We start from the raw sequence: 24,149 nt of genomic DNA, 5'->3' as shown, positions 1-24,149 counted from the left end.
CTTCGAACTAATTCCCCGGCCCTCTGCTATGAGGCATCTTGTTGCTTTTCGGCTGGCAGCCACGCTGCTGCTCTCTTCTTTCTACTGCGCCGCGCTGGCCCAACAGCCAACGCCCAAGCCCACCGCGCCGCGCCCAACCAGCACCGCCCCAGCCGCTAAAAAGCCGGTAGCCACCCCCGGCAAAGTCCCGGGTGCCACGCCGGCCGCCACGCCGGGCAAAACCCCGGCCACCACCACTGCTGGCCCGGCCAAGCCCGGTACCGCTACTCCGGCCAAAACCCCGGCTTCGACCACCAAACCGGCGGCCCCGACGACACCCCCCGCCGCGCCTAAGCCGGCGCCGGTAGCCCCGCCGAAGCCCCAGGTGCCGCTACCGGCCAACATGGGCTCCGCCGACCCCAAGGTGCGCTACCAAAACGGCAAAACCCTCATTGCCCAGGCCCGCTACGACCTGGCCATGCAGGAGCTGGAGCCCATTACGCCGCCCGCCGCCCGGTTCGACCGGGGCCCGGAAGCCGCTTACCTGTATGCCGTGGCCGCCACCCGGGCCAAGAAATGGGCCGAGGCCGAGCAGATGCTCAACCTGCTGCGCAACGAGTATCCTACCTGGCCCACTATTGCCGAAGCCTTTTTCCTGCAGGGCCAGGTTTCCTTCGAGCTCGGCGAGGCCGACAACGCCCTGAAAGTGCTCAGCCAGATTCCGGCCGATAAGCTCCCGGCTGAGCGCGAAGCCATGAAAGCCACCTACCTGCCCCGGGTCAAGGACAAGGTGCTGTTTCAGACCCTGCTGCAGAATTACCCCCAGGATGCCGCCGTGGGCCGGGCCTACGCCGATAAGCTCGTGACGGGCGGCTGGTACACCGAGGCCGACAAAAGCACGCTCGACCAGCTCGTGACCCAGCTCGGCCTCGACCGGACCCGCTACACGCCCCGGCCCAAGGCCCAGAAGAAAAGCTCCTACAACGTGGCCGTGCTCCTGCCCTTCGAGTTTGACGACCCGAGCTGGGAAAAGCAGCGCAAAAACCAGTTCGTCACCGACCTCTACGCCGGCATGCGCCTGGCCCAGGACTCGCTGCAGCGCGAGGGCCGCCCCATTCAGCTCTACTCCTACGACACCGGCGCCGACACGCTCCAGCTCAAGCAAGTACTGGCTTTGCCCGAACTGGCCTCAATGGATATGATTATTGGCCCGATTTACAAGTCGGGCAGCAAGATTCTGGCCCGCTACGCCCAGCAGCGGCAGATTATCTGCATCAACCCCCTCTCCCAGGACGCCGATTTGGTGCAGGACAACGGCTGGCACTACCTCTTCGAGCCCAGCACCGTGACCCAGGCCAAGCAGGCCGCCCAGTTTGCCATTACCCGCTTCGCCAGCCGCACGGCCGTGGTGCTCTACGAGGACACCAAGGACGAGGCCGCCTTTGGGCAGGCTTACAAAACGGCCTACGAAGCCCTCGGCGGCAAGGTCCTGCAATTGCGCCGCGTCAACTCCGACGTGGAAGAATCCCTGGGCGCGGGCTTCGCCGGCCTCGACCTCAAAACGGTGGGCCACCTCGTCGTGGCTTCCGACCACCGCAAGGCCGGGCCCTACACCCTGGGCGTCCTGCAGGCCCAGGGCGCCCGGCTGCCCTTGCTGACCTACGCTTCCTGGCTCGACAACTCCCGCATCAGCCTGGGCCAGCTCGACTCCCGGGACGTGTTTTTCGTGCACCCCAAGTACCTCGACAAGCTCAACCCCGGGGTGCGGCGCTTCCGCCAGCTCTACATCCAGCGCCAGAACCTGCCGCCCTCGGTGTTTGCCTTCACCGGCTTCGAGCTGCTCTACTACTTCGGCTCCCAGCTCCACCAGAACGGCCCGGGCTTCCAGCAGAACCTGGCTTCCTCGGGCCCCATTTCGGGCGCCGTGTTCCAGGGCATCGGCTACCCCGCCGGCGCCCACGACAACCAGTACGTGCCCTTTACCAAGCTCGAGCGCCTCGAAGTGGAAGTCCAGAACCCAGTTGGCTTCCGCTAGGTTATAGTACAGACCGTCATTCCGAGCAGAGCGAGGAATCTCGCGTGCTGACGTTGCAATAGTAACTGTCATGCTGAGCGAAGTCGAAGCATCTCTCCCGCCAAAGTAAACTGATTACTACTGCGGGAGAGATGCTTCGACTTCGCTCAGCATGACGTTCTTTCTACTCGTTTTTCCCTCCTTCTCTTCCCTCCGCTGCCCATGGCCCACGATTCAGCTTTGACCACCGACCTCAACCTCTCCACTTCCGACGCGCTGTTTACCCGCGCCAAAGACCACATTCCCGGCGGCGTCAACTCGCCGGTGCGGGCCTTCCGCGCCGTGGGCGGCCACCCCGTGTTCATGCAGTCGGCGAAGGGTGCCTGGCTGACCGACGTGGACGGCAACCGCTACATGGACTTCATCAACTCCTGGGGGCCTATGATTCTGGGTCACGCCCCCGACGTGGTGCTGGAAGCCGTGCAGCAGGCCATTCCTGCTTCGCTCTCGTTTGGGGCGCCCACCCGCCGCGAGGTCGAAATGGCCGAGCTGATCAAGAAAATGGTGCCCAGCATCGAGAAAGTGCGGCTGGTGAATTCGGGTACCGAGGCCTGCATGTCGGCCATCCGGGTGGCCCGCGGCTACACGGGGCGCAACAAGATCATCAAGTTCGAGGGCTGCTACCACGGCCACGGCGACGCCTTCCTGATTGCGGCCGGCAGCGGGGCCCTCACCCTGGGCACCCCCGACTCGCCCGGCGTGACCGAGGGCGTGGCCCAGGACACAATCACGGTGGCCTACAACGATTTGGCCGCCACCCGCGCCGCCATCGAAGCCAACAAAGACCAGGTAGCGGCCCTGATTCTGGAGCCCGTGGTGGGCAACATGGGCCTGGTAGCTCCCGCCGAAGGCTACCTGCAGGGCCTGCGCGAGCTGTGCACCGAGCACGGCATCGTGCTCATTTTCGACGAGGTCATGACCGGCTTCCGCCTGGCCCGCGGCGGCGCCCAGGAGCTCTACGGCATCACCCCCGACATGACCACGCTGGGCAAAATCATCGGCGGCGGCATGCCCGTGGGCGCCTACGGGGGCCGCCAGGACATCATGGACTGCGTGGCCCCGGCCGGCAAAGTCTACCAGGCCGGCACGCTCTCCGGCAACCCCATTGCCACCGCCGCCGGCATTGCCCAGCTCACCTACCTGCAGGACCACCCCGAGCTCTACACCGAGCTGGAGCGCATTACCACCCGCATTGCCGACGGCACCCGCCAGATTGCCGCCGAGCTGGGCCTCAACTACACCGTGAATCAGGTGGGCTCCATGTTCAGCGTGTTCTTTACCGACAAGCCGGTGCACAACCTGGAAGACGCCAAGCACTCCGACACCGAAGCCTTCGGCCGCTACTTCCGGGCCATGCTGCACCGCGGCATCTACCTGGCCCCCGCCCAGTACGAGGCCCTGTTCGTGTCCACGGCCATCACCGACGAGCTGGTAGACCAGTACCTGACCGCCTGCCGCGAGTCGATGCGCGAAGCCCACGGCCTGTAGCCCCGGCTTCAACGCCCGCCCCACCTCCCATAACACCGCGACCCTACCCAGGGCCGCGGCGTTTTGCTTAGCGCTAGTCGGGCCCGGAGCCCCGCATTACCCGCCGCGAGCCTCCGAAGCGCCACCGCTTCCCTCCGCAACCCCGGCAACTCCCTTCAAAGCCCGGCCGCGGGTGGCCGAAACGTCGGCAAGGGCGGTAAAAGGCGCGGCGCGAGCGGTAGGAACGTCGGCAACTGTGGTAGGAACCTCAGCGCGTGCATTCGAAACGTCGGCGCGAGCCTATGAAGCCTCGGCGCGTGCATTCTACACGTCCTCCGCTGCCTCCGACACCTTCCCGTGAGCTTTCCACACGTCGGCGCGAGCTTTCAACACCTCAGCGCGAGCCTCCTACACGTCAGCGCGTGCATTTTCCATCAGTGCGGGAGCAAGTAGCGGGGCTTGGGAAGGTCTGGAGCCAACCTTGGCGGGGCGAAAAGCAAGAGGAGCGGCCGGGCCGCCTCAGAAGCCGTCAGAACGATGTAGAGACGCAACCTTGCGTCTCGTCGTTGAACGACAATCGTTGTAACATCAGCAACGATTGAGACGCAACTATGCGTCTCTACACTCCTATGCAGCTTTCTGTTCTGAACCGCCTCCTTCCGTCTGTCATGCTGAGGCGGAGCCGAAGGACCTTCCTCACCTACCCCACTGCTGCCTGTACCAACGCAAAAAAGCCCTTTACTACGCCGGTAGTAAAGGGCTTTGTACAATTAATTAAGCGTGTCACTGAGGTGAGGAAGGTCCTTCGCTGGGCTCAGGATGACAGGCGCAACAACGGCCTACAGCTTGATGGTCTTCTGCGAAACCACTTGGCCGTTGACCGCCACCTTGGCGATGTAGACGCCGCCGGGCAGGCCGGCACCATTCACGGGCACGCTGTGGGAGCCGCTGCGGAAATTCTGCTCGGCTACCACGGTGCGGACTTTCTGACCCAGCTCGTTGAAGAGCTCCACGCTCACGTTGGAAGGGGCGGCCACGGCGAAGGATACCGTGAACTGGTCCTTGAACGGCACGGGGCTCAGCTGCAAACCAAGGCCGGGAGTGCCGGGCGTCTCGGCGCGGGCGCTGAGCAGGAGTTGCTCGAAGGTCGACAGGCCCAGGAAGTTGGCCATGATGCCGGTCAGGGCGGTGTTGTCGAGCAGGCCCTGGCCGCTGATGCGGGCGGCGTGGGAGTTGGTGTTGTCCTCGGCGCCTACCCAGATGTCCTGGGGCGTGTGGTTGCCGGGGGTGCCGCCCTGGGTAGTAGTCCCGTTGCTGGCCCGGGTGCCGTTGCCGTTGGTGAGCGGGTTGGAGCCGTACGCCACCACGATGCGGCGGCCCGTGGGCGAGGCCGGCGTGGGGTAGTCCTTGCCCTGGAAGCTGGTCATGACGTAGCTCGGGAACCAGCCCCCGGCCCCACCGTCGCCGCGCACCAGGTTGGTGGGCGTGGCGTAGCCGGCCTCGGTGGCCACCGACTTGGTAATCTGCCCCGAGTAGGTCCGGATTTTGGTACCGTTCTGCTGGGCGTCGGCCTCGTCGTGCAGGCCCGTGACGGCGAAGCCGCCGCACTCGTGGTCGGAGGTGCTGAAGATGAGGGTGCGGCCGTTACTGGCCGTGTTCATGAAGGCCCGCCCTTCGGCCACGGCGTAGTCGAAGGCCATTACTTCCTTAATCATGTAGTCGGAGGCGTACACGTTGCTGGTGCGGGCGGTGCTGGGCGTGGCGGTGTAGTTGGCCTCGCCGCCCCCCACGTAGGCGGGCTTGTCGGAATCCACGGTGTACTGGTTGCCGTTGGTGCCGGCCACCACGCTGATGCCGCCGGTGTTGGCGTGCTCCAGGTGGTCGATGCGGCCGGCTTCCACAATCAGGAAAAAGCCCTTACCGTTGCTCTTGGCCTGCAATACGCGGATGGCGGCCTGGGTCATTTCGGCCAACGAAGGCTCCCAGGGGGCGCTGGTCTGCCGGTCCTGCTCGTAGTTCACGTGCGAGGCGTTGAAGAGGCCCAGCAGCTTCTTGCCGTTGGCGCCCGAGTACTCGCTCAGATTGAGGCCATTCAGCGCGTCGCGGCTATTCACGAAGTTGTAGCCGCGCTGGGTTACGGCGTAGCTCACCAGGTCCACGTCGTCGGCCCGGCGGCCCCGGCCCAGGGTGGCGGGGGCGCTGGTAGCGGGGTCAGTAATGGGGTTGCCGGCCGCGTCCCGGATGATTTCGTAGGTGCTGGCCACGTTACGGGGCAGGAAGTGGCGGGAGCCGCCCCCGAGCACCACGTCCAGCTCCACGCCTACTTTGGGCGTGGGCAGGGCCCAGTCGCGGGCGGCGGTGTAGCGGAACGAGGCGGTGGGGCTGGAGTTGAAGATGGCCTCGTACTGGGTCTGGGAAGCGGCAATGTACTGGGCGGCAATGTAGTCTTCCAGGTCGCGGTACCAGATGTGGCTGGCAAAGGCGGCTGGGGTGGCGTGGGTAATGCGGGCCGTGCTGACGATGCCCACCGCGAAGCCCTGCTGCTTGGCCGCCTCCAGGATGGTTTCAATGGACTGGCCGGTGGCGGGGTCCAGGGAAATAACCTCGTTGTCCTGCTTGCCGCGCTTGCCGCAGGCGTACACCGAGGCGCCCGGGGCCGAGTCCGTAATCCAGGAGTTCAGCGAGTGGGTCGTGACGGTGGCGTTGTACTTAAGCTTATCCAGGGCCAGCACCTGGAAGTTGGCGTCGGTGTTGAACCGCTTGCCCGTGGAGCCCTGGCCCATGGCCATGCGGGCGGCCGTCTTGGGCGCCAGCCCGAACCCGTCGCCGATGTACATAATGACGTTGCTGGTCTGGGCCGTTTGGGCTAGAGCCGGGGCGGCCCCAGCCAGGGCCAGCAGCGCCGTGCTCAGTAGAAGTTTTGCTTTCATGGGGGATGAAAATGGGATTTGGTTGCGCTGCCGGAGGGCAGCGGTTGTGGCCGTAAAAGTGGGCGTCTGCTGTGAAGCCGAGGTTAGAGCAGTGTCACCTCTGCATTAAGGAATGCCCATATTCCCCGGTATTTGGTAACGCAATGATTACAAACAGCCTGGCCCGGGCACTCTACCTTTGGCCCCTGGTCTAGCCTGCTTGTCCCTGATGAATCCTGCCCCCATTTCCGCCCGCGTATTCCGCCCCCTGGCCCTTGGTCTGCTGCTCCTGCTGCTGACGGCGGCCCCGCCGCTGTGGGCCGGCCCGCCCCGGCGCTACGCCCTGGAAAGCCAGGAGCGGCCGGTGGCTCTGCTCAGCGCCGGCCGAACCACCTACCTTATTACCGAGCACAGCATCTACCAGCGCCAGGGCCGGCAGTTTGTGCGCCGCTACCAGAGCCCGGCCCTCATCCGCTGCGCCCTGGCCACCGATACGCTGCTGTGGCTGGGCACTCAGGAGGGTTTGCGGCAGCTGCCCACCGCTACCTGGCAGGCTCAGCCGTTGCCCGCCGCCGAAACGGCCGCCCAGGCGCCCATTACCACATTGGTGCAGGACGCGGCCGGCACCATCTGGGTGGGGGCGGCCGGCTACGGCGTGTTTCAGCTCCAGCACGGCCACCTGCTCAGCCAGCTCAGCATCCCAACCATCAACGCGGGCCTGGTCACGGCCGACAGCTCGGTGTGGCTGGCTACTAACCTGGGCCTGCACCGCTGGCAGCACCAGCGCTGGACGCGCTACAACGAGGAGGGCGTGGCCAACCACGAAATTCCCGACAACATCGTCGAGAAGCTTTTGCCCGACAACCGCGGCAACGTCTGGGTCGTCATGTCCTCGGGCATCAGCGTGTTTGCCCGTCCCGGCGCGGCCGAGGCCGGCGAGGAGCATCTGCCCACGGTGCGCTTTATCGGGCGGCCCGGCAACGATATTTACAGCGTGACCTACGTGCCCGGGCAGGGCCACGTGTTTGCCACGGCCATGGGCCTGCTGCTGCTGCCCGCCCAGCCCAGCGGGGAGCTGGCCGGCCTGGAACCCGCCACCACCACCGACAAGATTGAAACCCCGCAGCTGCTGCACGCCCTGACGCTGGCCGGCGCTGCCACGGCCCCGGGCCTGCTGCAGATGGATGCCCACCGCCACCTCTGGGTGGTGCAGGCCGGGGAAGTGAGCGAGTGGAGCACCAAGGCTTTTCGCAAGGCCACTCAGCCCGAAGGCAACGCCAGCTTCCGGCGCCCGGTAACGGCCGGGTTGAGCGCCCAGTAGCCCCGGCGCAAGATGCTGGTTTGCCTCTCAACAAGGGCTGCCGGGTCAAAATCCACAGTTTTTTCCCGGGTTTTCCGAACCACGGCGGCAACTGGTTACCTTTGCGGCGAATCTGCCTTGCCGCCATGCGCCCATTTCGCCTTCTGTTCTCCCTTGTTTTCCTGCTTGTCGCCTCCCTGGGCCCCTTGCATGCCCAGGTAGAAGCCCCGGCCGCGGCCAACAAGCGCCTCTTCGACCGTACCGTGGACGAGCTCAACTTCCGGACCATGGAAACGGTGTACGACAAGTCGTTTACCCGCAACAAGTTCCCGGTTACGCTGCGCAGCCACCAGGCTCGCAAGCAGTTCGACGGCTTCGGCGGCAACGCCAACCTGCGCAAGCTGTTTCTGAACTACAACGACGTGTCGGAGCGGTTCAAAAACCGCTTCGGCAAGGGCCGCACCGACCTGGCCGAGTTTGATAAGCAGCTCAACGCCCTGCTGATCGACAAAAACTTCGAGTTCTTTATCCGGGTCTTGCCCCGCGACGAGCGGGTGGCCCTGATTCGCTCCCTGCAGCGCAACATCAAGCAGGCCTCGGCCCAGTTCAACGCCTCCGAGGACCCCAACCCCGAGGACGTGGCCGTGGACGAAGCCGCCGTGCCGCCCGCCGACATCGACGCCATTCCCACCACGACTGCCACGGTAGCCGAAGACCCCACGCCCCAGCCCGAAACGCCAGTCGGCTCCCTGCGGGCGGCTGCCGGCCCCTCGGTGCGCCCCCTGGACATCTCCGTGCGCCACGACTGGGTCGACTACCTGGCCCTGCTGCTCTCGGCCGTGTCGACGCTGCTGCTGTTCCACATTATTGCCAACGTGCTGCCCGACCTGCGCGCCCGCCTCGACGGCCTGGCCGAGGAGCTGGAGGAGCGGCAGCCCACCGATGCCAGCCGCCCGCGCAAGCGCCCCGCCAACTCCCTACCCCAGGACCGCTACGGCGACGAAGACGACCCGGAGTAGGGCTGATTGTTAGTTGTTGATTGCTGGGAGTTGATTGTTGATTGCTCACGCCCCCGGCAGTCTTCCCTATTCGCCAATCATAACTGTCCAACAATCAACATTTAACAACCAGCAATCAACAACTTCCCCTTCCATGATTCTTACCGATCAGCAGATCCTGGCCGAGATTGAGCGCGGCAACATCGTTATTGAGCCCTACGACCCCAGCTGCCTGGGCACCAACTCCTACGATGTGCACCTGGGCCGCTACCTGGCCACCTACCGCGACAAAGTGCTGGATGCGCGCAAGCACAACGAAATCGACGTGTTCGAAATCCCGGCCGAGGAAGGCTTCGTGCTTCAGCCCGGCGTGCTGTATCTGGGCGTCACGGAAGAGTATACCGAAAGCCACGCCCAGGTGCCCTTCCTGGAAGGCAAGTCGAGCGTGGGCCGCCTCGGCATTGATATTCACGCCACCGCCGGCAAGGGCGACGTGGGCTTCTGCAACACCTGGACCCTGGAAATTTCCGTCACCCAGCAAGTGCGCGTCTACGCCGGCATGCCCATCGGCCAGCTCATTTACTTCGCCGTGCAGGGCGACGTGCAAACCTTCTACAACCGCAAGGCCAACGCCAAATACAACGACCGCACCGACAAGCCCGTGGAGTCGATGATGTGGAAAAACAGCTTCTAATGTGCTGAGGTGGAGAATGTGCTGATGCTTGGGGAATATGTCGTTGCGAAGCAATGCACCCTCGCCGCCGGTAGTCACAGCCTTTACCCAGAAAGCCCTTTCCTGTACCAAACAGGAAAGGGCTTTTCGCTTTAGGAGCCTCAGTACATTTCAAAGGACGGATTGCTTCGCAAGCTCGCCATGACACATTCCCCCTCATTCCTCACATTCAACCACATTCCCCACATTAGCCCCTGAGCACATTACCCCGAACTCCCTGGCATAGTTTTTCGTTAGTTAATGACATCTGCCGGGTGCTGGGGTGCTTGCTTCAGCCAGTTGGCAGCCTTTCATTTGTTAATCTAACCGCTTCTATACCATGAGAAATCAACTTGCCACCGCCGCGCTGATTCTGGCCGCTACGCTGGGAACTCAGGCTCAGAAGAAGCCCGCTATAGTGCAGCCGCAGGATCAAACCAAGCCTTCTGCCCGCCTCAACCCGGTGCAGGAGCGCGCCAAGCGCCTCTCCGACCAGATGGCCCGTGACCTGCGCCTGAACGGCTACCAGTCGACCCGCCTGCGGGCCATCAACGAGGACAAAGTGGCCAAGATGGCCGCCATTGAGCAGAAAAACGCCGGCAACCCCCGCCTCATCGATGAGCAGTGCGGGGCCGTGTGCCGGGAACGGGACCAGGAGTTGCGTGCCGTGCTGAGCAACTCCCAGTACAGTGCCTACTACGATTCCCGCGCCGACTTCTACAAGTACGACAAGGACTACGCCAAGCAAACCAATGCCGTGTTCGTCAAATCGGTGCAAAACCCGCTGCCGGCCAGCAGCCGCGGGGCCACCATCGGCCCGGCCCGGACTACGCCGGCCGAAACCGGCCGCTAGGTTTTGCCAGCTCCCAGGTATAGAAAAAGCCCCGCCGGATTTGTCCGGCGGGGCTTTTCTGTTATTTATTGAAACAGCATACTTGCGTCTCGTCGTTGAACGACATGTTCTCACGTCGCCTAAGTAAACAACGATTGAGACGCGAATACGCGTCTCTACATCGTTCAGGCTTAGCGCTGCTCGGCCTCCTGCTTGTTGAGGTAGTCGGTCAGCTCGCGGCAGAGGTTGCGGATCTTGGTGGCCATCTCCGTGTCGTTGGTAGCCGTTACCAGGCTTTCGGCCATGGAGCCCATGTTGTCGACGCAGAAGCGCTTCATTTCATCGACGGGCATTTCCTTGGTCCACAGGTCAATTTTCATCGTGCCCCGCTCGTCCCGGTCCCAGAGGGCAATGTTGATGGCCTTGGCAAAGTGAATATCAGGACCCGCGTCGGTAGCCGTCCAGCTGATGGCCTCGGGCACTTTCTTATCGTCGAGGGCAATGCTGAAGCGGATTTCAGATTTTTTCATCGGAAGGATGTTCTGGTAAAAAAGTGTGTCATCCTGAGCTTGCGAAGGACCTTATACCTGTTGAACGAGAGTCGTTAAACCGATTCGTTCTAGTGTGATAAGGTCCTTCGCAAGCTCAGGATGACAGATGATTTTGAGTTGGCAAATGTGAGAGGAATGTGCTGATGTGCTAATGTGGTTGAATGTGAGAAATGAATTAACTTATTCAGCACATTCCCCACATTAGCACAGCAGCACATTAATTACACGTAGTTGTTCAGCATCACCGGCATCACCAGCATCAGAATGCTCTCGTTGTCGTCGGCGACGGTGGGCATGAGCAGGCCGGCGCGGTTGGGAGTGCTCAGCTCCAGGGTGATTTCCTCGGAGTCGATGTTGGAGAGCATTTCGGCCAGGAAGCGGGCGTTGAAGCCGATTTCCATGTCCTCCCCCTCGTACTGGCAGGCCAGCCGCTCGTTGGCTTCGTTGCTGAAGTCGAGGTCTTCGGCCGAAATGGTTAGCTCGGAACCGGCCAGGCGCAGGCGTACCTGGTGGGTGGTCTTGTTCGAGTAGATCATGATGCGCTTCACCGAGTTGAGGAACTCGGCGCGGCTGATGATGAGCTTGTTGGGGTTGCTCACCGGAATTACGTTTTCGTAGTCGGGGTAGCGCTCATCAATCAGGCGGCACACGAGGCGCATCTGGTTGAAGCTGAAGAAGGCATTGGAATTGTTGAACTCGACGCGCACGGTAGTTGCCTCGGAGGGCAGGGCACCTTTCAGTAGATTAAAGGCCTTGCGCGGAATAATGAGGTTGGCCGTCTGGCCCGCGCCCACGTCGGAGCGGCGGTAGCGCAGCAGGCGGTGGCCGTCGGTGGCCACGAAGGTGACCTGGGCGTCGGCCAACTGCACGAGGATGCCGGTCATGGCCGGGCGCAGCTCGTCGGTGCTGACGGCGAAGATGGTCTTGTTGATGGCCCGCTGCAAGGACGAGGAGGGAATCTCAATCGGCGAGGAGCCTTTTACGACCGGCACGCGGGGGAAGTCGGTGGCATTTTCGCCGGCCAGCTTGTAGCGGCCGTTGGCCGAGGCAATTTCGATGGTATAGGTTTCCTCGTCCAGGGTGAAGGTCACGGGCTGGTCGGGCAGGTTCTTCAGGGTATCGAGCAGGATGCGGGCCGGGGCGGCAATGCGGCCACTCTCGCGGGCTTCCACGGGCAGCTCGGTAATCATGCTGGTCTCCAGGTCGGAGGCCGTAATCGTCAGCTTGCCATCTTCGATTTCAAAGAGAAAGTTCTCTAGAATCGGCACTACGGGGTTGTTGGTCACCACGCCGTTGATGCTCTGCAGCTGCTTGAGCAAGGCGGAAGACGATACGATAAACTTCATATAGGCGGGGTTGGCTGTCGGGTTTTGTAGAGGACAAAGATAGGAAACCCAAGCGGGGTTTTCTAGCGCCCTAGCCGGGCGGGTTTGCGGCTACTTTATCGGCTCAGGAGCCCGCCCGGCCACGGTGTGGGCCGGGGCCCGGCGTATTTTATTCCAGCTCAGCCATTGCGTGCCCGCCGGAAAGCTTTTTACTTACTTGCACTGAGCGTATTTGGATTTGCACCGCATGACTACTACCCCTCTCTACCACCTCGTTTACCAGAGCAACGTAACGGCCCCGCTGAGTGAAACCGAGCTCGAAGCCCTGCTCGTGCAGTCGCGGGCCTGGAACCACAGCCACGACCTGACGGGCGTGCTGCTCTACTGCGACGCGAACATCGTGCAAGTACTGGAAGGCCCGCAGGATGAGGTCGAGTACATTTTCGGCCGCATCGAGCGGGATTTGCGCCACTACGACGTGACCAAGCTGGCCGACGGCCCCATACAGCAGCGCAACTTCTCGCAGTGGTCTATGGGCTTCAAGTCGGTGCACCCCGAGGATTTCATGTACCTGACGGGCTACGTAAACCCAGCCGCTCCCTCCTACCCGGCCCAGCTGGTAGCCGAAACCAAGGCCTCGTCGCTGCACGAGCTGCTGGCCGCCTTTGTTACCGACCAGAAGATTCGCTACTAAGGCCGAGGGGCTTATATTCTGTAAGGTTAAAAAATAATGCGGGCCATAGTGAAACACATTTGCCTGAAACACTTTAGATTGTTTCAGGCAAATGTGTTTCAACGCGTTTTAGCTTTTTACTGATATATGGCTGATGAGATTCGGGCGAAACTGGGGCTTTCGCAACAAATGATGGGCAGTTGGCTGGGCATATCCCGCAACAGTGTAGCCTTGGCCGAGGGCGTGCACCGTTCCTGGCCACTGGGCACGGCTGGTCAACTGATTCGGCTTACCCTGGCCACGCTGGGGCTGGTGTACGACCCGGCCGGTAACCGGCCTGCTCCTCCACCGCTGCCTTTGCCCCCACCCGAACCGGAGCCGTTGCAGTCCCGCCTGGCCTACTGTGAGCACCACGCGGGCCGCCTGTGCTACGAGCTGAACCAGCTACGGCTGAAAGCGGCTCCCTATGAGGCCCGCCTCGCGGCCCTGCCCGCCCTGCGGGCCTTTACCGGCCCCGTGAAGCACCCCGCCCGCGAAGAAAACTGGTTGGCCCTGCTGGAGAGTGAGACGGAAACTGCCCTACTCTACGACTGTGGCCGGGGCCCGCAGAAGCTGCTGGAAGCGCGCATTGCCGGGCTGGAGCGGGAAGCCGAGGTGCTGCGGGAGTTGGTGGAAGAACCAGCTGAACCTACTCCCCATGCATGATCTTGCGGCCCTAGCTGCCCGGTGGCAGGCGGCCTCCCTCCAGCTGCCTGTCCCGGCCCCGGTGGAAGCACTAGAGGCATTCCGAGCCACGACCCAGCTAGTACTGCCGGATGATCTGGCCCACTATTTCCGGACGCTTAACGGGGCCGGCGCCCTGGCGGACGAGAACTTCTTTTCCTTCTACTCTCTGGAGCACTTTGAAAGTGTGGAAAGGAAGCTTGCGAACTGGCCCGACAGCTCCGGGTACCGCGACTTGCAGCACGTGCTTGTGCAGCCCCACACCTGCTACGTCTTTGCCGACTACTTTATTTCGCTGATGGAGTACGGCATCCGATTGTACCCTTACCCAACCGAGCACAATGAGATTTATACGCTGTGCGAGGGAAAATACAAAGTAGTGGCGCACTCCTTCTCTGAGTTCATCGGCCTCTACCTTGCCGACTTTGAGCAGCTATTACAATGAGTAGGGTGCTACAGTCATTTGGCTGTTACTTGATATAGCTGTGCCACAATACCCCCAGGAGCACCCAAAGCCCGCCTAGAACCCAGGCCGCCAGGAGTACAACCAATATTCCTCGTATGGCACTTTCGACCAGGGCTTTTCCCGCGTTGCCGTAGCTATTCTGGTACTCTTTCGCCAGCACCAGCCGCCACTTATCCTGCTCCCGGTAACGCAGCCGCAGATATAAGAAGCCTAAGGGCACCAGTACCACCGCCCTCCAGACAGGGCCCACAATATCTACAGGCCAAGACTCAAAGAAATCGGACATTAGGTGGGCTGGCTGGGGAAACGCTACGGGAAGGTGGGCAAGTTAGTATTTAGAACGACGCGTAGCGCCGCTTGCGGCGCCAGGCCCGCACGGCCCCGAACACGCCCAACAGCACCAACGGAGCCGCCAGGTTCAGCAGCTGCCAGCGGCTTTTCTGCTCGATGACCTTGAGCTTGTCTAAGGGGCGCAGGGTGATTTGCTTGCCGCGCACCGAAATCAGGCCGCTTTCGTCGAGCATGTAGTCCACGGCGTTGAGGACCAGCTCGCGGTTGGCGAATTCGGTGTTGGCGAGGCGGTCGAAGCCCAGGCGGTAGGGGTTGCCGGTTTTGGGGTCCAGCTCGGAGCGGATAAAGTCACCGTCGGAGATGACCAGCACTTTGGAAGGCTTGGCATTGGGCGAAGTGGCGGGCAGGAAGGTGCTGGTGCCGGGCTCGGCGCGGTTGGCGTAGAGCGACTTAAACTGGCCTTCGAGCAGGTAGCCAACCGGCTTGAAGCTTTCCTTGTAGAGCTTCTGGTTGGGCTCCAGGCGGGCGTCGTTGAAGTTGATGGGCACGGGCGCGGGCAGCACCCGGGTGTAGCGGGAAGTAAACAGCAGCGGCGTTTTGCGGATGCCGGCGGCTTTTACCGTATCAATCGTGCTGACGAACTTGGTGTACACCGCGTCGAGGTTGCGGGTGATGGGGTGCTTGCTGAAGGAGTTGATCAGCGGGTAAAACTGCCAGGGCATGGGCTCCACCTTGGGTTTGTCGCCCTCGGTGCCCGTCACCAGCGGAATGACGCCCGAGTTAAGGTCGAGCAGCAGGTCGGGGTTGACGCGCACGCCGTACTTGAAGAGCTGGTCTTCCAGGTTCAAATCCAGTGGGAAAGAGAGCATGCCGCCGCGGTTGGCGCTGTCCAGGTTCACGCGCATGGCATCCACGAAGAACAGCGCGTTGCCGCCCTGGGTAATGAACTGGTCGAGCTTGAACTTCTCGGGCTCGGTGTAGGCCGTGGCGGGCTTGGCCACGATGATGGCGCTGAGTGTGCGCAAATCCTGAGGCCGGGTTTTGCGCAAATCCACCCGAAATACGTCGTAGTACTGCTGCAAGGAGCCGATGATGTCGCCGGCTTCGGCGTTGCTCAGCTCCCCGTGGCCTTCGAGCACGCCGATGCGCTTGCGCTGGCCGGGGTTGAGCTTGCGCACGGCGCTGGCCAGCTCGTATTCCAGCCCCTCGATGCTTTGGTTGAGGCGCACGTCGGAGGGGGCGGCCTGGTTGCCGCGCAGCAACAGCACCTGCTCTTCCTTGCCGCCGGCCGCTACCGTGGCCCAGGGAAAGATGATTTTCTCAACCCGCTTGCCGTTCTCGTTGGCCCCGAGGTTGGTCGGCCGCAGCCCTTTCTTCAGCAGGGAAGCATAGTACTCATTGCGGGCCTTTTCAGTGCCAGCCGCCGAGGGGTCGACGAAGACGTAGTGCAGGTTCGTGCCGCCGTAGACCTGCATTTCATTCAGCGTTTCGCGCACGGCCTGCTGCAGGCGGCGGAAGCCGGGCGGAAAGTCGCCGTCGAGGTACACCGTCACCGTCACGGGCTGCTTCAGATTTTCGAGCAGCTGCTTGGTGGCCGGGGCCATGGTGTAGCGCTTTTCCTGGGTAAGGTCGAGGCGGAAAAAGAACTGCTGGCCCAGGAAGTTGAGCAGCAGCAGCGCCCCGACTACCGCCCCAAAACGGAGCAGGTCGCGGCGGCGGCGGGAAGCGGCGGGAGCAGAAATGTCGGGTGTAGCAGAAGCCATAGAGTGGCGGCTATTTTTTAGAGCTATTGGAGCTAGGAGAGCTAGCAGCTCCCCTCCTTCCTTTAAGGAGGGGTGGCCGAAGGCCGGGGTGGTTGGCTAGAGCTAGGGAATTAGAGTAGGTGTCGTTCGTTGAAACAACGACTGAACCACCCCGCCCTTCGGGCACCCCTCCTTAAAGGAAGGAGGGGAATTCGTTCTTACTTGGTTACCAGTTGCGGCTTTGGAGCACCAATCGGGTGGCTACGAGCAGGCCGGCAATCAGACTAAGGAAGTAGGTCAGGTCGCGGGAGTCGATGAGGCCCTTGCTGATGTCGCGGTAGTGGGCGGCAATGCCGAGCTGGCTGATGTAGTAGGCCGGGGCCCCATCAAAGACCGAGGCCAGGGAGTCGAAGCCGGAGTACACCAGAAAGCAGCCGACTACAGCTACCAGGAAGGCAATGATTTGGTCCCGGGTGATGGCCGAGGCAAAGATGCCGATGGCCGCAAACACCGCCGCCAGCAGCGCCAGGCCAATGTACGAGCCCACCGTAGCGGCCGAGTCGATGTTGCCGATGGGGTTGCCGAGCTGGTACACCGAGTAGTAGTAGAGCAGCGTGGGCACCAGGGCCAGCAAAGCCAGCAGCAGGCAGGCCAGGTACTTCCCGCCGATTATCTGCCCGTCGGTGAGCGGGCGGGTGAGCAGCAGCTCGATGGTGCCGGCCTTTTTCTCCTCGGCGAAGGTGCGCATGGTAATGGCCGGAATCAGGAACAGGAAAATCCAGGGGGCCATGTTGAACAGCGTCTGCAAATCGGCATAGCCGTAGTCCAGCACCGAACTGTCGGGAAAGACCCACACGAACAGGCCGGTAGCGACCAGGAACACCCCGATAACCACGTAGGCCACCGGGGAGCTAAGGAAGGCGTTGAATTCTTTGCGAAGGATGGCTAGCATCGGGGAATGTGCTGATTAAGTACTTCTGGTAAAAGTTGCCCGTCATGCCGAGCCTGCGAGGAATCTCGCGTGCAATGGTAATTAGATTGCTACTACAACCTCAGCACGCGAGATTCCTCGCTTGGGCTCGACATGACGTTCAGTAGAAATGCAGCATATCACTTCGTCAGCGACTGAAACACCTGCTCCAAAGACTGCTCTTCCTGCCGTAGGCCCAGCAATATCCAGTCCTGCTGAGCGGCCAGGCGGGAAATAGCGCCGCGCATATCCGTGCCCGCCGCGGCCCGGATTCGATAGCGGTTGCCGGCTTCGGCCTCCACGCCCAGAATACCGGGCAAGGCCCGCAGCGGCGCCACGTCAATGGCTTGCTCGAACTCAGCACGGATGATAGTTTCGCCGGCGGCCTTAGCGCCTAGCTCCGATACGGGCGAGTCGGCCACGAGCTGCCCGCGGTTGATGATGACCACCCGGCTGCACAGGGCCGTGACTTCGGGCAAAATATGCGTGCTGAAGATGACGGTCTTGTCCTGGCCCAGCTCCCGGATCAGGGTGCGGATTTCGCCAATCTGGTTGGGGTCCAGGCCGGTGGTGGGCTCGTCGAGAATCAGCACGCCGGGGTCGTGAATCAGAGCCTGGGCCAGCCCTACGCGCTGCCGGTAGCCTTTCGACAAGGCCCCGATAAGCTTGTTCTGCTCCCGGCCCAGCCCTACCCTATCCACCATCTGCTGCACCCGGGTGCGGCGCGGCTGGCCCTTGAGGCCGTGCACCGAGCCGATGAATTCGAGGTACTCGTGCACGTACATATCCAGGTAGAGCGGGTTGTGCTCGGGCAAGTAGCCCACCCGGCGGCGCACTTCCAGCGGGTCGGTCTGCACGTCGTAGCCTTCCAGCTTCACCGTGCCGTGGCTGGGTGGCAAATAGCCCGTGGCCATCTTCATCGTCGTGGACTTGCCCGCCCCGTTGGGACCTAGAAAGCCCAGGATTTCGCCCTTGCCCACGGAGAAGGAAATATCATTCACAGCGGCCTGGGCCCCGAAGATTTTGCTGAGCTGTTGTACTTCAACCATAGAATGAGCGTGTCATTGCGAGCAAAGCGAAGCAATCCGTCCTCTGAAATGCACCTAGCCTTCTATTCTGATACGCCCTACCACTTAGGACTGTCTGGGAGAAGAGCAGGTCGTACTGCGCAGAGGACGGATTGCTTCGTGGCACCTCCTCGCAATGACAATTCTTTATTTTTTTGGCTGCAAGGGGCGCATTTCAATGTCCACGAGGTGGAAGTTGAAGGGCGTTTCCAGCGCGTAAATGATGGTATCGGCAATATCTTGGGGCTGCATCATCGAGGCGTTGGCCTCGGTACCGGGAATATCGTCGAAGAAGTTGGTTTGCGTCGAGCCGGGATACAAACACGTGACCTTGATTCCATCGTTCCGCACTTCCTTGTACAACGACTGCGAAAAGCCCCGCACGGCAAACTTGGTGGCGCAGTAGCCGGCCATTTTCTCGATGCCGGTGGTGCCGGCAATGGAGCTGATGTTGATGATGTGGCCTTCCTGCTGCAGTTTCATCTGGGGCAGCACGGCCCGAGTGCAGTAGAAAGTGCCGTGCACGTTGGTGTCGAACATGAGCTTCCAGTCGGCGGACGAAAACCCGTCGACGTCCCCCGCAATGCCCAGGCCGGCGTTGTTGACCAGCACGTGAATTTCGGCCCCCAGCTCCCGGCGGGTATTCACGTAGGCTTCCTGCACGGCCACTTCGTCGCGCACGTCGCACTCGAAAAACTGGAACCGCTCGTGGGTCAGGCCTTCGGGCGCAGTGCGGCCCCAGCCGGCCACGATGGCGCCCTTGGCCAGCAGGGCCTCGGCCGTAGCCCGGCCTATTCCTTTGCTGACGCCCGTCAGAATGGCTATCTTGCCCGTCAGGTTCATAGCGTAAAGATGTTTCGAAGTACCATTTGGCCGCAAGTTAAGCGCCCCTGCCGGGTTTTACGTGTTGGGGCCTTTGCCGCCGGGGCCCTATTGCTGGGCGGCTGCGGGGAAGGCCACGAAACGGACTGCCTCAAAAGCACCGGCAAGGTGGTAACCGAGCGGCGGGAGCTGGCCTCCTTCGAGGTTATAACGGCCTACGACAACGTGGACGTAACGTTGGTGCAGGACGCGGAAACCTACGCCGAGGTGCGGGCCGGCAAAAATCTGCAGGAAGACATTAAGCTGCGCGTGGAGCACGGGGAGCTGGTTATTCGCAATACCAGCCGCTGCAACTGGGTGCGCACCTACGACACGCCCCGGGAAGTGACCCTGCACCTGCCCCGCATCCACGACCTGTTTGTGCGCGGCTACGGTAACCTGCGCACGGCTGGCAACTTCCGCGCCGACACGCTGTTCTGCCACCTCGTGGGCGCCGGCGACATCGACCTGGACATTACCAGCCAGTACCTGAACATGGACATGTACGAGCTCGGCGACTTCCGCCTGCGGGGCCGGGCCGACGATTTTCACCTGCTCATCGGCGGCAACGGCAGCCTCTACGCCAGCGGCCTGCAGAGCCGGGAGTGCTACTTCACCTTCAACCACGACAGCAACGGCGACGCCCACGTGACGACCACCAACTACCTCGGCGGTACGCACGCGGGCACCGGCACGCTGTTCTACCAGGGCACCCCACTTAGCACCGGTATCAGCCTCACCGGCAAGGGCAAAGTGGTGAACAACTAGACATTTAACAATTACCATTTATCATTTAACACTCCCTAGCCGCCCGGTTTGGTGCTCCTTGTTAAATGATAAATGGTAATTGTTAATTGTCAAATGTCCCCGAGTTGGGGCCGGATCAGCAGCTCTTCGATGACGGCCTGGGGCGAGAGGGAATAAGCCCCGAATACGGCTTCGGCCACGTCTTCGGCTTTGATGAACCGCTCGGCGGGCAAGTCCACCCCTTCCCAGCTGGCGGTGAGCGTGGCCCCGGGCAAAATGGCCGTCACGCGCAAATTATGCTCTTTGAGCTCCTCGCGCAGGCCCTTGGTCAGGCCCAGCAAGGCAAACTTGGCAATGCTGTAGGAGCCGCCGTTGGGGTACGCCATGATGCTGGCCGTGGAGCACATGTTGAAAATATGCCCCCGGCGCCGCGCTATCATCTCCGGCAGCAGGGCCCGGGTCACGTCGTAGGCGCTGTAGAGGTTCACGTCTATCATGTGGCGCAGCTGGGAGCCGTCGGCGGGCTCATCCTGCAACCGGCCCGGGATGAAAGCTCCCGTATTGTTGACCAGCACCTCCACGGGTACGCCCAGGCTTAGCACAAAATCGGTGAAGCGCCGCGTGTGGGCGGCCTGGCTCAGGTCGGCGGCCAAGGTGTGGAGCACGGCGCCGGGAACATCCTGCTGCACAGCGGTTGTAAGAGCCTGCAGGTCCTGTCCGGAACGGGCGCAGGTAATGACGCCAAAACCGGCCTGGGCAAAGCGCCGGACAATGGCGCGGCCAATTCCTTTCGTGCCACCCGTGACAACGATATATTTTTGCATTCCTTTGATTGACGTTTTCGTTTTTACGTAAGGTAGCCCGGGCCTAAGCTGGGCGCTGGGCGTACTGCGCCCGGCGGCGCAAGTTTGAGCTTTTATCTTTTCTCCTCCTCTTTTTATGGTTAAAACCTTCGGTGAATTTCTGCTCTTCATGCAAAGCATGCTGGTGCGGAAGGAACGGCTGGGTACGCTCTGGCAACGCACCCTCGATGAAGCCATTCTCATCGGCATCGACTCCGTCTTTATCGTGGCCATCGTTTCGGCCTTTATCGGGGCCGTTACCTGCGTCCAGATTGCCTATAACCTGGTTAATCCCCTGATTCCCAAGTCCACCATCGGCTTCATGGTGCGCGAAATGACGATTCTGGAGCTGGCTCCCACCATTACCAGCATCGTGCTGGCCGGCAAAGTCGGCTCCAGCATTGCCGGCGGCCTGGGCACGATGCGCATCACCGAGCAGGTCGATGCGCTGGAAGTAATGGGCATCAACTCGGCTTCTTACCTGGTGTTGCCCAAGATTGTGGCCGCCATGCTCATGTTTCCGCTGCTGGTTATTCTGGCCATGGTTCTCTCCATTATGGGCGGTTACCTGGCCGGCACCTTGTCGGGCGCCATGTCGGCCCAGGAGTACGTGGAAGGCATCCGCACCGACTTTGTGCCTTACAACATTGTCTTCGCCCTGATTAAATCAGTAGTTTTTGCCTTCCTCGTGTCGGCCATTTCCTCGTACAAGGGCTATTATACCAAGGGCGGCGCCCTGGAAGTAGGCGCGGCCAGCACCGGCGCCGTTACCAATTCCATCATTGCCATCCTGCTGGCCGACTACGTGCTGGCGGCCGTCCTTCTTTAGTTAATGTGCTACTGTGTAGATGTGCTGAAGTGCTAATGAACTGTTCATTAGAACCAATTGAGTCAGCACGTTAATTATTAGCACATTCAACCACATTAGCATTTGAGCACATTAGCATGATTGAAGTTCATAACGTTCAGAAGTCGTTCAACGGCAACCCCGTGCTGAAGGGCATTACCTGCACCTTCGAGACGGGCAAGTGTAACCTGCTGCTCGGGGGTTCGGGCACGGGCAAAAGCGTGCTGCTACAGTGCATCGTGGGCTTGATGAAGCCCGACTTGGGCAGCATCACCTTCGACGGGCTGGTGTTTACCAACAACAAGGTGGACATCAAGCAGGAAATCCGGCGCAAAATCGGGATGCTGTTTCAGGGCGGGGCGTTGTTCGACTCGATGACGGTGTTCGAAAACACCGAGTTTCCGCTCAAGATGCTCACCCCCGAAATGAGCAAGGAAGAACGGCGCGACCGGGTCGAGTTCTGCCTCAAGCGCGTAGGCCTGGAAAATGCCGGCAACAAGATGCCCTCCGAAATTTCGGGGGGCATGAAAAAGCGCGTCGGCATTGCCCGCGCCATTGCCCCCAACTGCACCTACCTGTTCTGCGACGAGCCCAACTCCGGCCTCGACCCGGCCACCAGCATCAAGATTGACGAGCTCATCTACGAAATTACCCACGAGTATAAAATCACCACCGTCGTCATCACCCACGACATGAACTCGGTGGTCGAAATCGGGGACCATATCATCTACCTGCACCAGGGCCGCAAGCTCTGGGACGGCAACAAGGATGAAATCCTGAACACCACGGTGCCCGAGCTCAAGGAGTTTATTTTCAGCAGCAGCCTGGTGCGGGCCGCCAAGAAGGTGGACGAGGAAACCGAAGGCGGCCTGGCCGCCGCCACCGCCGACGACGCCTACAATATCTAAGCCTGGTTGGGTTAAAGTGTAAAAGGCCGGTTCACGCGCGTGAACCGGCCTTTTGCATGGTCGTCAAGTAAGTTAGTTAAAACCCTTCCCGCCGCCGCAGCTCGGTAATGTGGGCCAAATGGTGCTGCCCGTGCCAGGCGTAGGTGGCCAAAGCATGGTCCAAGCTGATATCACGCTTGGACTCCGGGTGGTGAAAGGTGCGCAGCCACTGCGCGTCGGTAAGTTGGCGCAGCAAGATGGTCCAGCGGATGTGCAGTGCCTCCAGCAGCGCCAACGACACGGCCACGGGCGTAGCCGTCACGTCGGGCAGCTCCGCCCACGCCTGCTCATCGTAGGGACGAATAGTTGGGTTTTCCTCGGTCAGGGCCAGCCGCATCCGGGTGTAGGCGTTCAGGTGGGAGTCGGGCAAGTGGTGAATAACTTGGCGCACCGTCCAGCCCCCGGGCCGGTAGGGCGTATCGAGCTGGGCGGGCGTCAGGCCGGTAACGGCGGCCCGCACCTGGTCGGGCAGCACGGCAATGCGGGCAATCAGGGCCAGGCGCGTGCCCTGGCTCAGGGGCTCGTCGGGCAGCTGAACGTGGCCAATCGGGTAGCGAAGGTCGGGGGCGGTGGTGGTTTCCATTAGCGCGGTTTGCTTGAAAGCGGCAAGGTACTAAAACCCGTTTGCCCGGCCGCTGCTCCGCCAGTCTCCGCCGCCCGACGGGCGCTGTCACCACCCGGGCCGGTCAAAATCCATGGGCCGCAGGGGCTCGGGCCCCCGCACTTTCAGCGGCAGATAATCCTGGTTCTGCTCCCGGGGCAGCGGGTCCAGCTCCACGGAAAAATTGTTGTGGCGAATCCGTTCCTCCTTGGAGGTGGCTTTGGGAGTGCGGTGGTCAGCCGACAGGTGTTTGCGTTTCATAGCTCAGAGCATTAAGGTTGGAAAGGAATGGACACCCCAGTTCCCCAGGGCTCCTTTTCAAACGCAGATAACTCGACGGAGTCTAGCAAAACGGCCTGCAGAGCCTATAAATGCGTATTTTCCAGGAGCACTTTATCGTAGAACTACGCAGCTGCCAGCGGCCAGTACGAAGGACTGAAGCCCCCCAATCCTGCTCCTTACTGCTCCTTGTGGTGTAGCGAGGGCACAAAAAAAGGCTCCTCCGTGCTGGAGAAGCCTTTCATAATGAGGCCAAACCTTAGCCGTTGCGCTTGTTGAGTTCGTCGCGGATTTTGGCGGCCTTTTCGTAATCTTCTTTTTCCAGGGCCTGGGCCAGCATCTTGGTCAGCTCGTCCAGCGAAACCTGCCCGCTGGGGTCCCGGGGCGTGGGCTCCGGCTTGGGCGTGCCGGCACTGTCGTCATCCTCGTCCTCGTCATCCTCGTCGGCATCGTCATCAGCGTTTTCGTCGAGGTCACTGAGGATGATACCGGCTTCGCTCAGCACGCTTTCCACCGTGAAAATCGGGACGCCGAAGCGCAGCCCGATGGCAATGGCGTCGCTGGGGCGGGCATCCAGCTCGAAGGTCGTGGCCCCGTCGGTGCACACAATCTTGGAGTAGAACACGCCTTCCTTCAGATCCGAAATCAGCACTTCCAGCACGGCCACGTGCACGTGCTCGGCAAACGACTTGAACAGGTCGTGCGTGAGCGGCCGGTTGGGGTTGATTTTCTCAATCTGAATGGCAATGCTTTGCGCCTCAAACATGCCGATGATGATGGGCAAACGCCGGTTACCGGTCTTCTCGCCCAGAATCAGGGCAAAAGAGCCGGACTGCGACTGGCTGGAGGAAAGGCCCAGAATTTCGAGCTGTATTTTTTTCAAGGTATCTAGGAGCTTAGGGTCTTGGGAGCTTGGGGTCTTGGACGCGTCAGAAGGACAAAGCTA

The 24,149-nt window shown here is 61.4% G+C and carries 24 protein-coding genes; 12 read left to right on the top strand and 12 right to left on the bottom strand.

What is annotated here, in order from left to right; translation table 11 throughout:
- Positions 1-28 precede the first annotated feature (28 nt).
- Positions 29-2,014 (top strand): ABC transporter substrate-binding protein, encoded by a 1,986-nt coding sequence (locus tag CLV45_RS05640; RefSeq protein ID WP_100335406.1) that lies wholly within the window; start codon positions 29-31, stop codon positions 2,012-2,014.
- A gap of 201 nt (positions 2,015-2,215) precedes the next feature.
- Complete coding sequence (gene hemL / locus CLV45_RS05635; protein ID WP_100335405.1) at positions 2,216-3,541, top strand: glutamate-1-semialdehyde 2,1-aminomutase; 1,326 nt, start codon at positions 2,216-2,218, stop codon at positions 3,539-3,541.
- A gap of 818 nt (positions 3,542-4,359) precedes the next feature.
- On the opposite strand, the gene CLV45_RS05630 is transcribed toward hemL, so the two are convergent.
- Positions 4,360-6,450 carry an alkaline phosphatase gene (locus CLV45_RS05630; RefSeq protein ID WP_100335404.1) on the bottom strand — a complete coding sequence of 697 codons (2,091 nt, stop codon included), beginning with the start codon at positions 6,448-6,450 and terminating at the stop codon, positions 4,360-4,362.
- 208 nt (positions 6,451-6,658) lie between these two features.
- Here CLV45_RS05630 and CLV45_RS05625 point away from each other — a divergent pair, with 208 nt between their 5' ends.
- The 4 genes from CLV45_RS05625 (at position 6,659) to CLV45_RS05610 (ending at position 10,292) form a co-directional block, all read left to right on the top strand.
- Entirely contained in the window at positions 6,659-7,750 is a 1,092-nt protein-coding gene (locus tag CLV45_RS05625; RefSeq protein ID WP_100335403.1) for a hypothetical protein, read from the top strand.
- A gap of 125 nt (positions 7,751-7,875) precedes the next feature.
- Entirely contained in the window at positions 7,876-8,748 is an 873-nt protein-coding gene (locus CLV45_RS05620) for a hypothetical protein (RefSeq protein WP_157807311.1), read from the top strand.
- A gap of 133 nt (positions 8,749-8,881) precedes the next feature.
- Positions 8,882-9,421, top strand: a complete 540-nt coding sequence (gene dcd / locus CLV45_RS05615) for a dCTP deaminase (RefSeq protein ID WP_100335401.1) — start codon at positions 8,882-8,884, stop codon at positions 9,419-9,421.
- A gap of 358 nt (positions 9,422-9,779) precedes the next feature.
- Positions 9,780-10,292: a hypothetical protein gene (locus CLV45_RS05610; protein WP_100335400.1), complete on the top strand. Its 513-nt coding sequence runs from the start codon at positions 9,780-9,782 to the stop codon at positions 10,290-10,292.
- 170 nt (positions 10,293-10,462) lie between these two features.
- Here the strand turns inward: CLV45_RS05610 and gldC are convergent, their stop codons facing one another.
- Positions 10,463-10,801 carry a gliding motility protein GldC gene (gene gldC / locus CLV45_RS05605; protein ID WP_100335399.1) on the bottom strand — a complete coding sequence of 113 codons (339 nt, stop codon included), beginning with the start codon at positions 10,799-10,801 and terminating at the stop codon, positions 10,463-10,465.
- A gap of 242 nt (positions 10,802-11,043) precedes the next feature.
- Positions 11,044-12,168, bottom strand: a complete 1,125-nt coding sequence (gene dnaN / locus CLV45_RS05600) for a DNA polymerase III subunit beta (protein WP_100335398.1) — start codon at positions 12,166-12,168, stop codon at positions 11,044-11,046.
- Between the two features lie 226 nt (positions 12,169-12,394).
- Here dnaN and CLV45_RS05595 point away from each other — a divergent pair, with 226 nt between their 5' ends.
- The 3 genes from CLV45_RS05595 (at position 12,395) to CLV45_RS05585 (ending at position 13,988) form a co-directional block, all read left to right on the top strand.
- Positions 12,395-12,841, top strand: a complete 447-nt coding sequence (locus tag CLV45_RS05595) for a BLUF domain-containing protein (RefSeq protein WP_100335397.1) — start codon at positions 12,395-12,397, stop codon at positions 12,839-12,841.
- 222 nt (positions 12,842-13,063) lie between these two features.
- Complete coding sequence (locus tag CLV45_RS05590; RefSeq protein WP_211289905.1) at positions 13,064-13,525, top strand: hypothetical protein; 462 nt, start codon at positions 13,064-13,066, stop codon at positions 13,523-13,525.
- On the top strand, positions 13,518-13,988 hold the full coding sequence (locus CLV45_RS05585; RefSeq protein WP_100335395.1) for an SMI1/KNR4 family protein: 471 nt from the start codon (positions 13,518-13,520) through the stop codon (positions 13,986-13,988). Before CLV45_RS05590 ends, CLV45_RS05585 begins: the two co-directional genes overlap by 8 nt.
- A 25-nt stretch (positions 13,989-14,013) precedes the next feature.
- Here CLV45_RS05585 and CLV45_RS05580 read toward each other — a convergent pair whose 3' ends face one another.
- The 5 genes from CLV45_RS05580 to CLV45_RS05560 all read right to left on the bottom strand — a co-directional run bounded on the left by CLV45_RS05580 (position 14,014) and on the right by CLV45_RS05560 (position 18,922).
- Positions 14,014-14,295, bottom strand: a complete 282-nt coding sequence (locus CLV45_RS05580) for a hypothetical protein (RefSeq protein ID WP_100335394.1) — start codon at positions 14,293-14,295, stop codon at positions 14,014-14,016.
- 49 nt (positions 14,296-14,344) lie between these two features.
- Positions 14,345-16,063: a gliding motility-associated ABC transporter substrate-binding protein GldG gene (gene gldG, locus CLV45_RS05575; protein ID WP_100335393.1), complete on the bottom strand. Its 1,719-nt coding sequence runs from the start codon at positions 16,061-16,063 to the stop codon at positions 14,345-14,347.
- A 205-nt stretch (positions 16,064-16,268) separates the two neighbouring features.
- Positions 16,269-16,994 (bottom strand): gliding motility-associated ABC transporter permease subunit GldF, encoded by a 726-nt coding sequence (gene gldF / locus CLV45_RS05570; protein ID WP_100335392.1) that lies wholly within the window; start codon positions 16,992-16,994, stop codon positions 16,269-16,271.
- Positions 16,995-17,152: 158 nt separating this feature from the next.
- The gene (gldA, locus tag CLV45_RS05565; protein ID WP_100335391.1) at positions 17,153-18,061 is read right to left on the bottom strand and encodes a gliding motility-associated ABC transporter ATP-binding subunit GldA; all 909 of its coding nucleotides are present in this window, start codon (positions 18,059-18,061) and stop codon (positions 17,153-17,155) included.
- Between the two features lie 165 nt (positions 18,062-18,226).
- Positions 18,227-18,922, bottom strand: coding sequence for an SDR family oxidoreductase (locus tag CLV45_RS05560; RefSeq protein ID WP_100335390.1), 696 nt, complete (start codon positions 18,920-18,922; stop codon positions 18,227-18,229).
- A 9-nt stretch (positions 18,923-18,931) separates the two neighbouring features.
- On the opposite strand from CLV45_RS05560, the gene CLV45_RS05555 reads away from it, so the two are divergent.
- The gene (locus CLV45_RS05555; protein ID WP_100335389.1) at positions 18,932-19,708 is read left to right on the top strand and encodes a head GIN domain-containing protein; all 777 of its coding nucleotides are present in this window, start codon (positions 18,932-18,934) and stop codon (positions 19,706-19,708) included.
- An 89-nt stretch (positions 19,709-19,797) separates the two neighbouring features.
- Here CLV45_RS05555 and CLV45_RS05550 read toward each other — a convergent pair whose 3' ends face one another.
- Positions 19,798-20,511 carry an SDR family oxidoreductase gene (locus tag CLV45_RS05550; protein WP_100335388.1) on the bottom strand — a complete coding sequence of 238 codons (714 nt, stop codon included), beginning with the start codon at positions 20,509-20,511 and terminating at the stop codon, positions 19,798-19,800.
- 115 nt (positions 20,512-20,626) lie between these two features.
- Here CLV45_RS05550 and CLV45_RS05545 point away from each other — a divergent pair, with 115 nt between their 5' ends.
- On the top strand, positions 20,627-21,358 hold the full coding sequence (locus tag CLV45_RS05545; RefSeq protein ID WP_100335387.1) for an MlaE family ABC transporter permease: 732 nt from the start codon (positions 20,627-20,629) through the stop codon (positions 21,356-21,358).
- 116 nt (positions 21,359-21,474) lie between these two features.
- Positions 21,475-22,284 (top strand): ABC transporter ATP-binding protein, encoded by an 810-nt coding sequence (locus CLV45_RS05540; protein WP_100335386.1) that lies wholly within the window; start codon positions 21,475-21,477, stop codon positions 22,282-22,284.
- 76 nt (positions 22,285-22,360) lie between these two features.
- On the opposite strand, the gene CLV45_RS05535 is transcribed toward CLV45_RS05540, so the two are convergent.
- The 3 genes from CLV45_RS05535 to CLV45_RS05525 all read right to left on the bottom strand — a co-directional run bounded on the left by CLV45_RS05535 (position 22,361) and on the right by CLV45_RS05525 (position 24,086).
- Positions 22,361-22,906, bottom strand: coding sequence for a YfiT family bacillithiol transferase (locus tag CLV45_RS05535; RefSeq protein WP_100335385.1), 546 nt, complete (start codon positions 22,904-22,906; stop codon positions 22,361-22,363).
- Between the two features lie 87 nt (positions 22,907-22,993).
- Positions 22,994-23,185 (bottom strand): hypothetical protein, encoded by a 192-nt coding sequence (locus tag CLV45_RS05530; RefSeq protein WP_100335384.1) that lies wholly within the window; start codon positions 23,183-23,185, stop codon positions 22,994-22,996.
- A gap of 277 nt (positions 23,186-23,462) precedes the next feature.
- A complete protein-coding gene (locus CLV45_RS05525; RefSeq protein WP_100335383.1) occupies positions 23,463-24,086 on the bottom strand; it encodes a bifunctional nuclease family protein in 624 nt (207 codons plus the stop codon).
- Positions 24,087-24,149: the final 63 nt, after the last annotated feature.

This window comes from Hymenobacter chitinivorans DSM 11115 (genome assembly GCF_002797555.1).
GTDB lineage: Bacteria > Bacteroidota > Bacteroidia > Cytophagales > Hymenobacteraceae > Hymenobacter > Hymenobacter chitinivorans.
The sequence above is the reverse complement of the archived record's forward strand: the minus strand, read 5'-3'. Positions and strand labels throughout refer to the sequence as shown.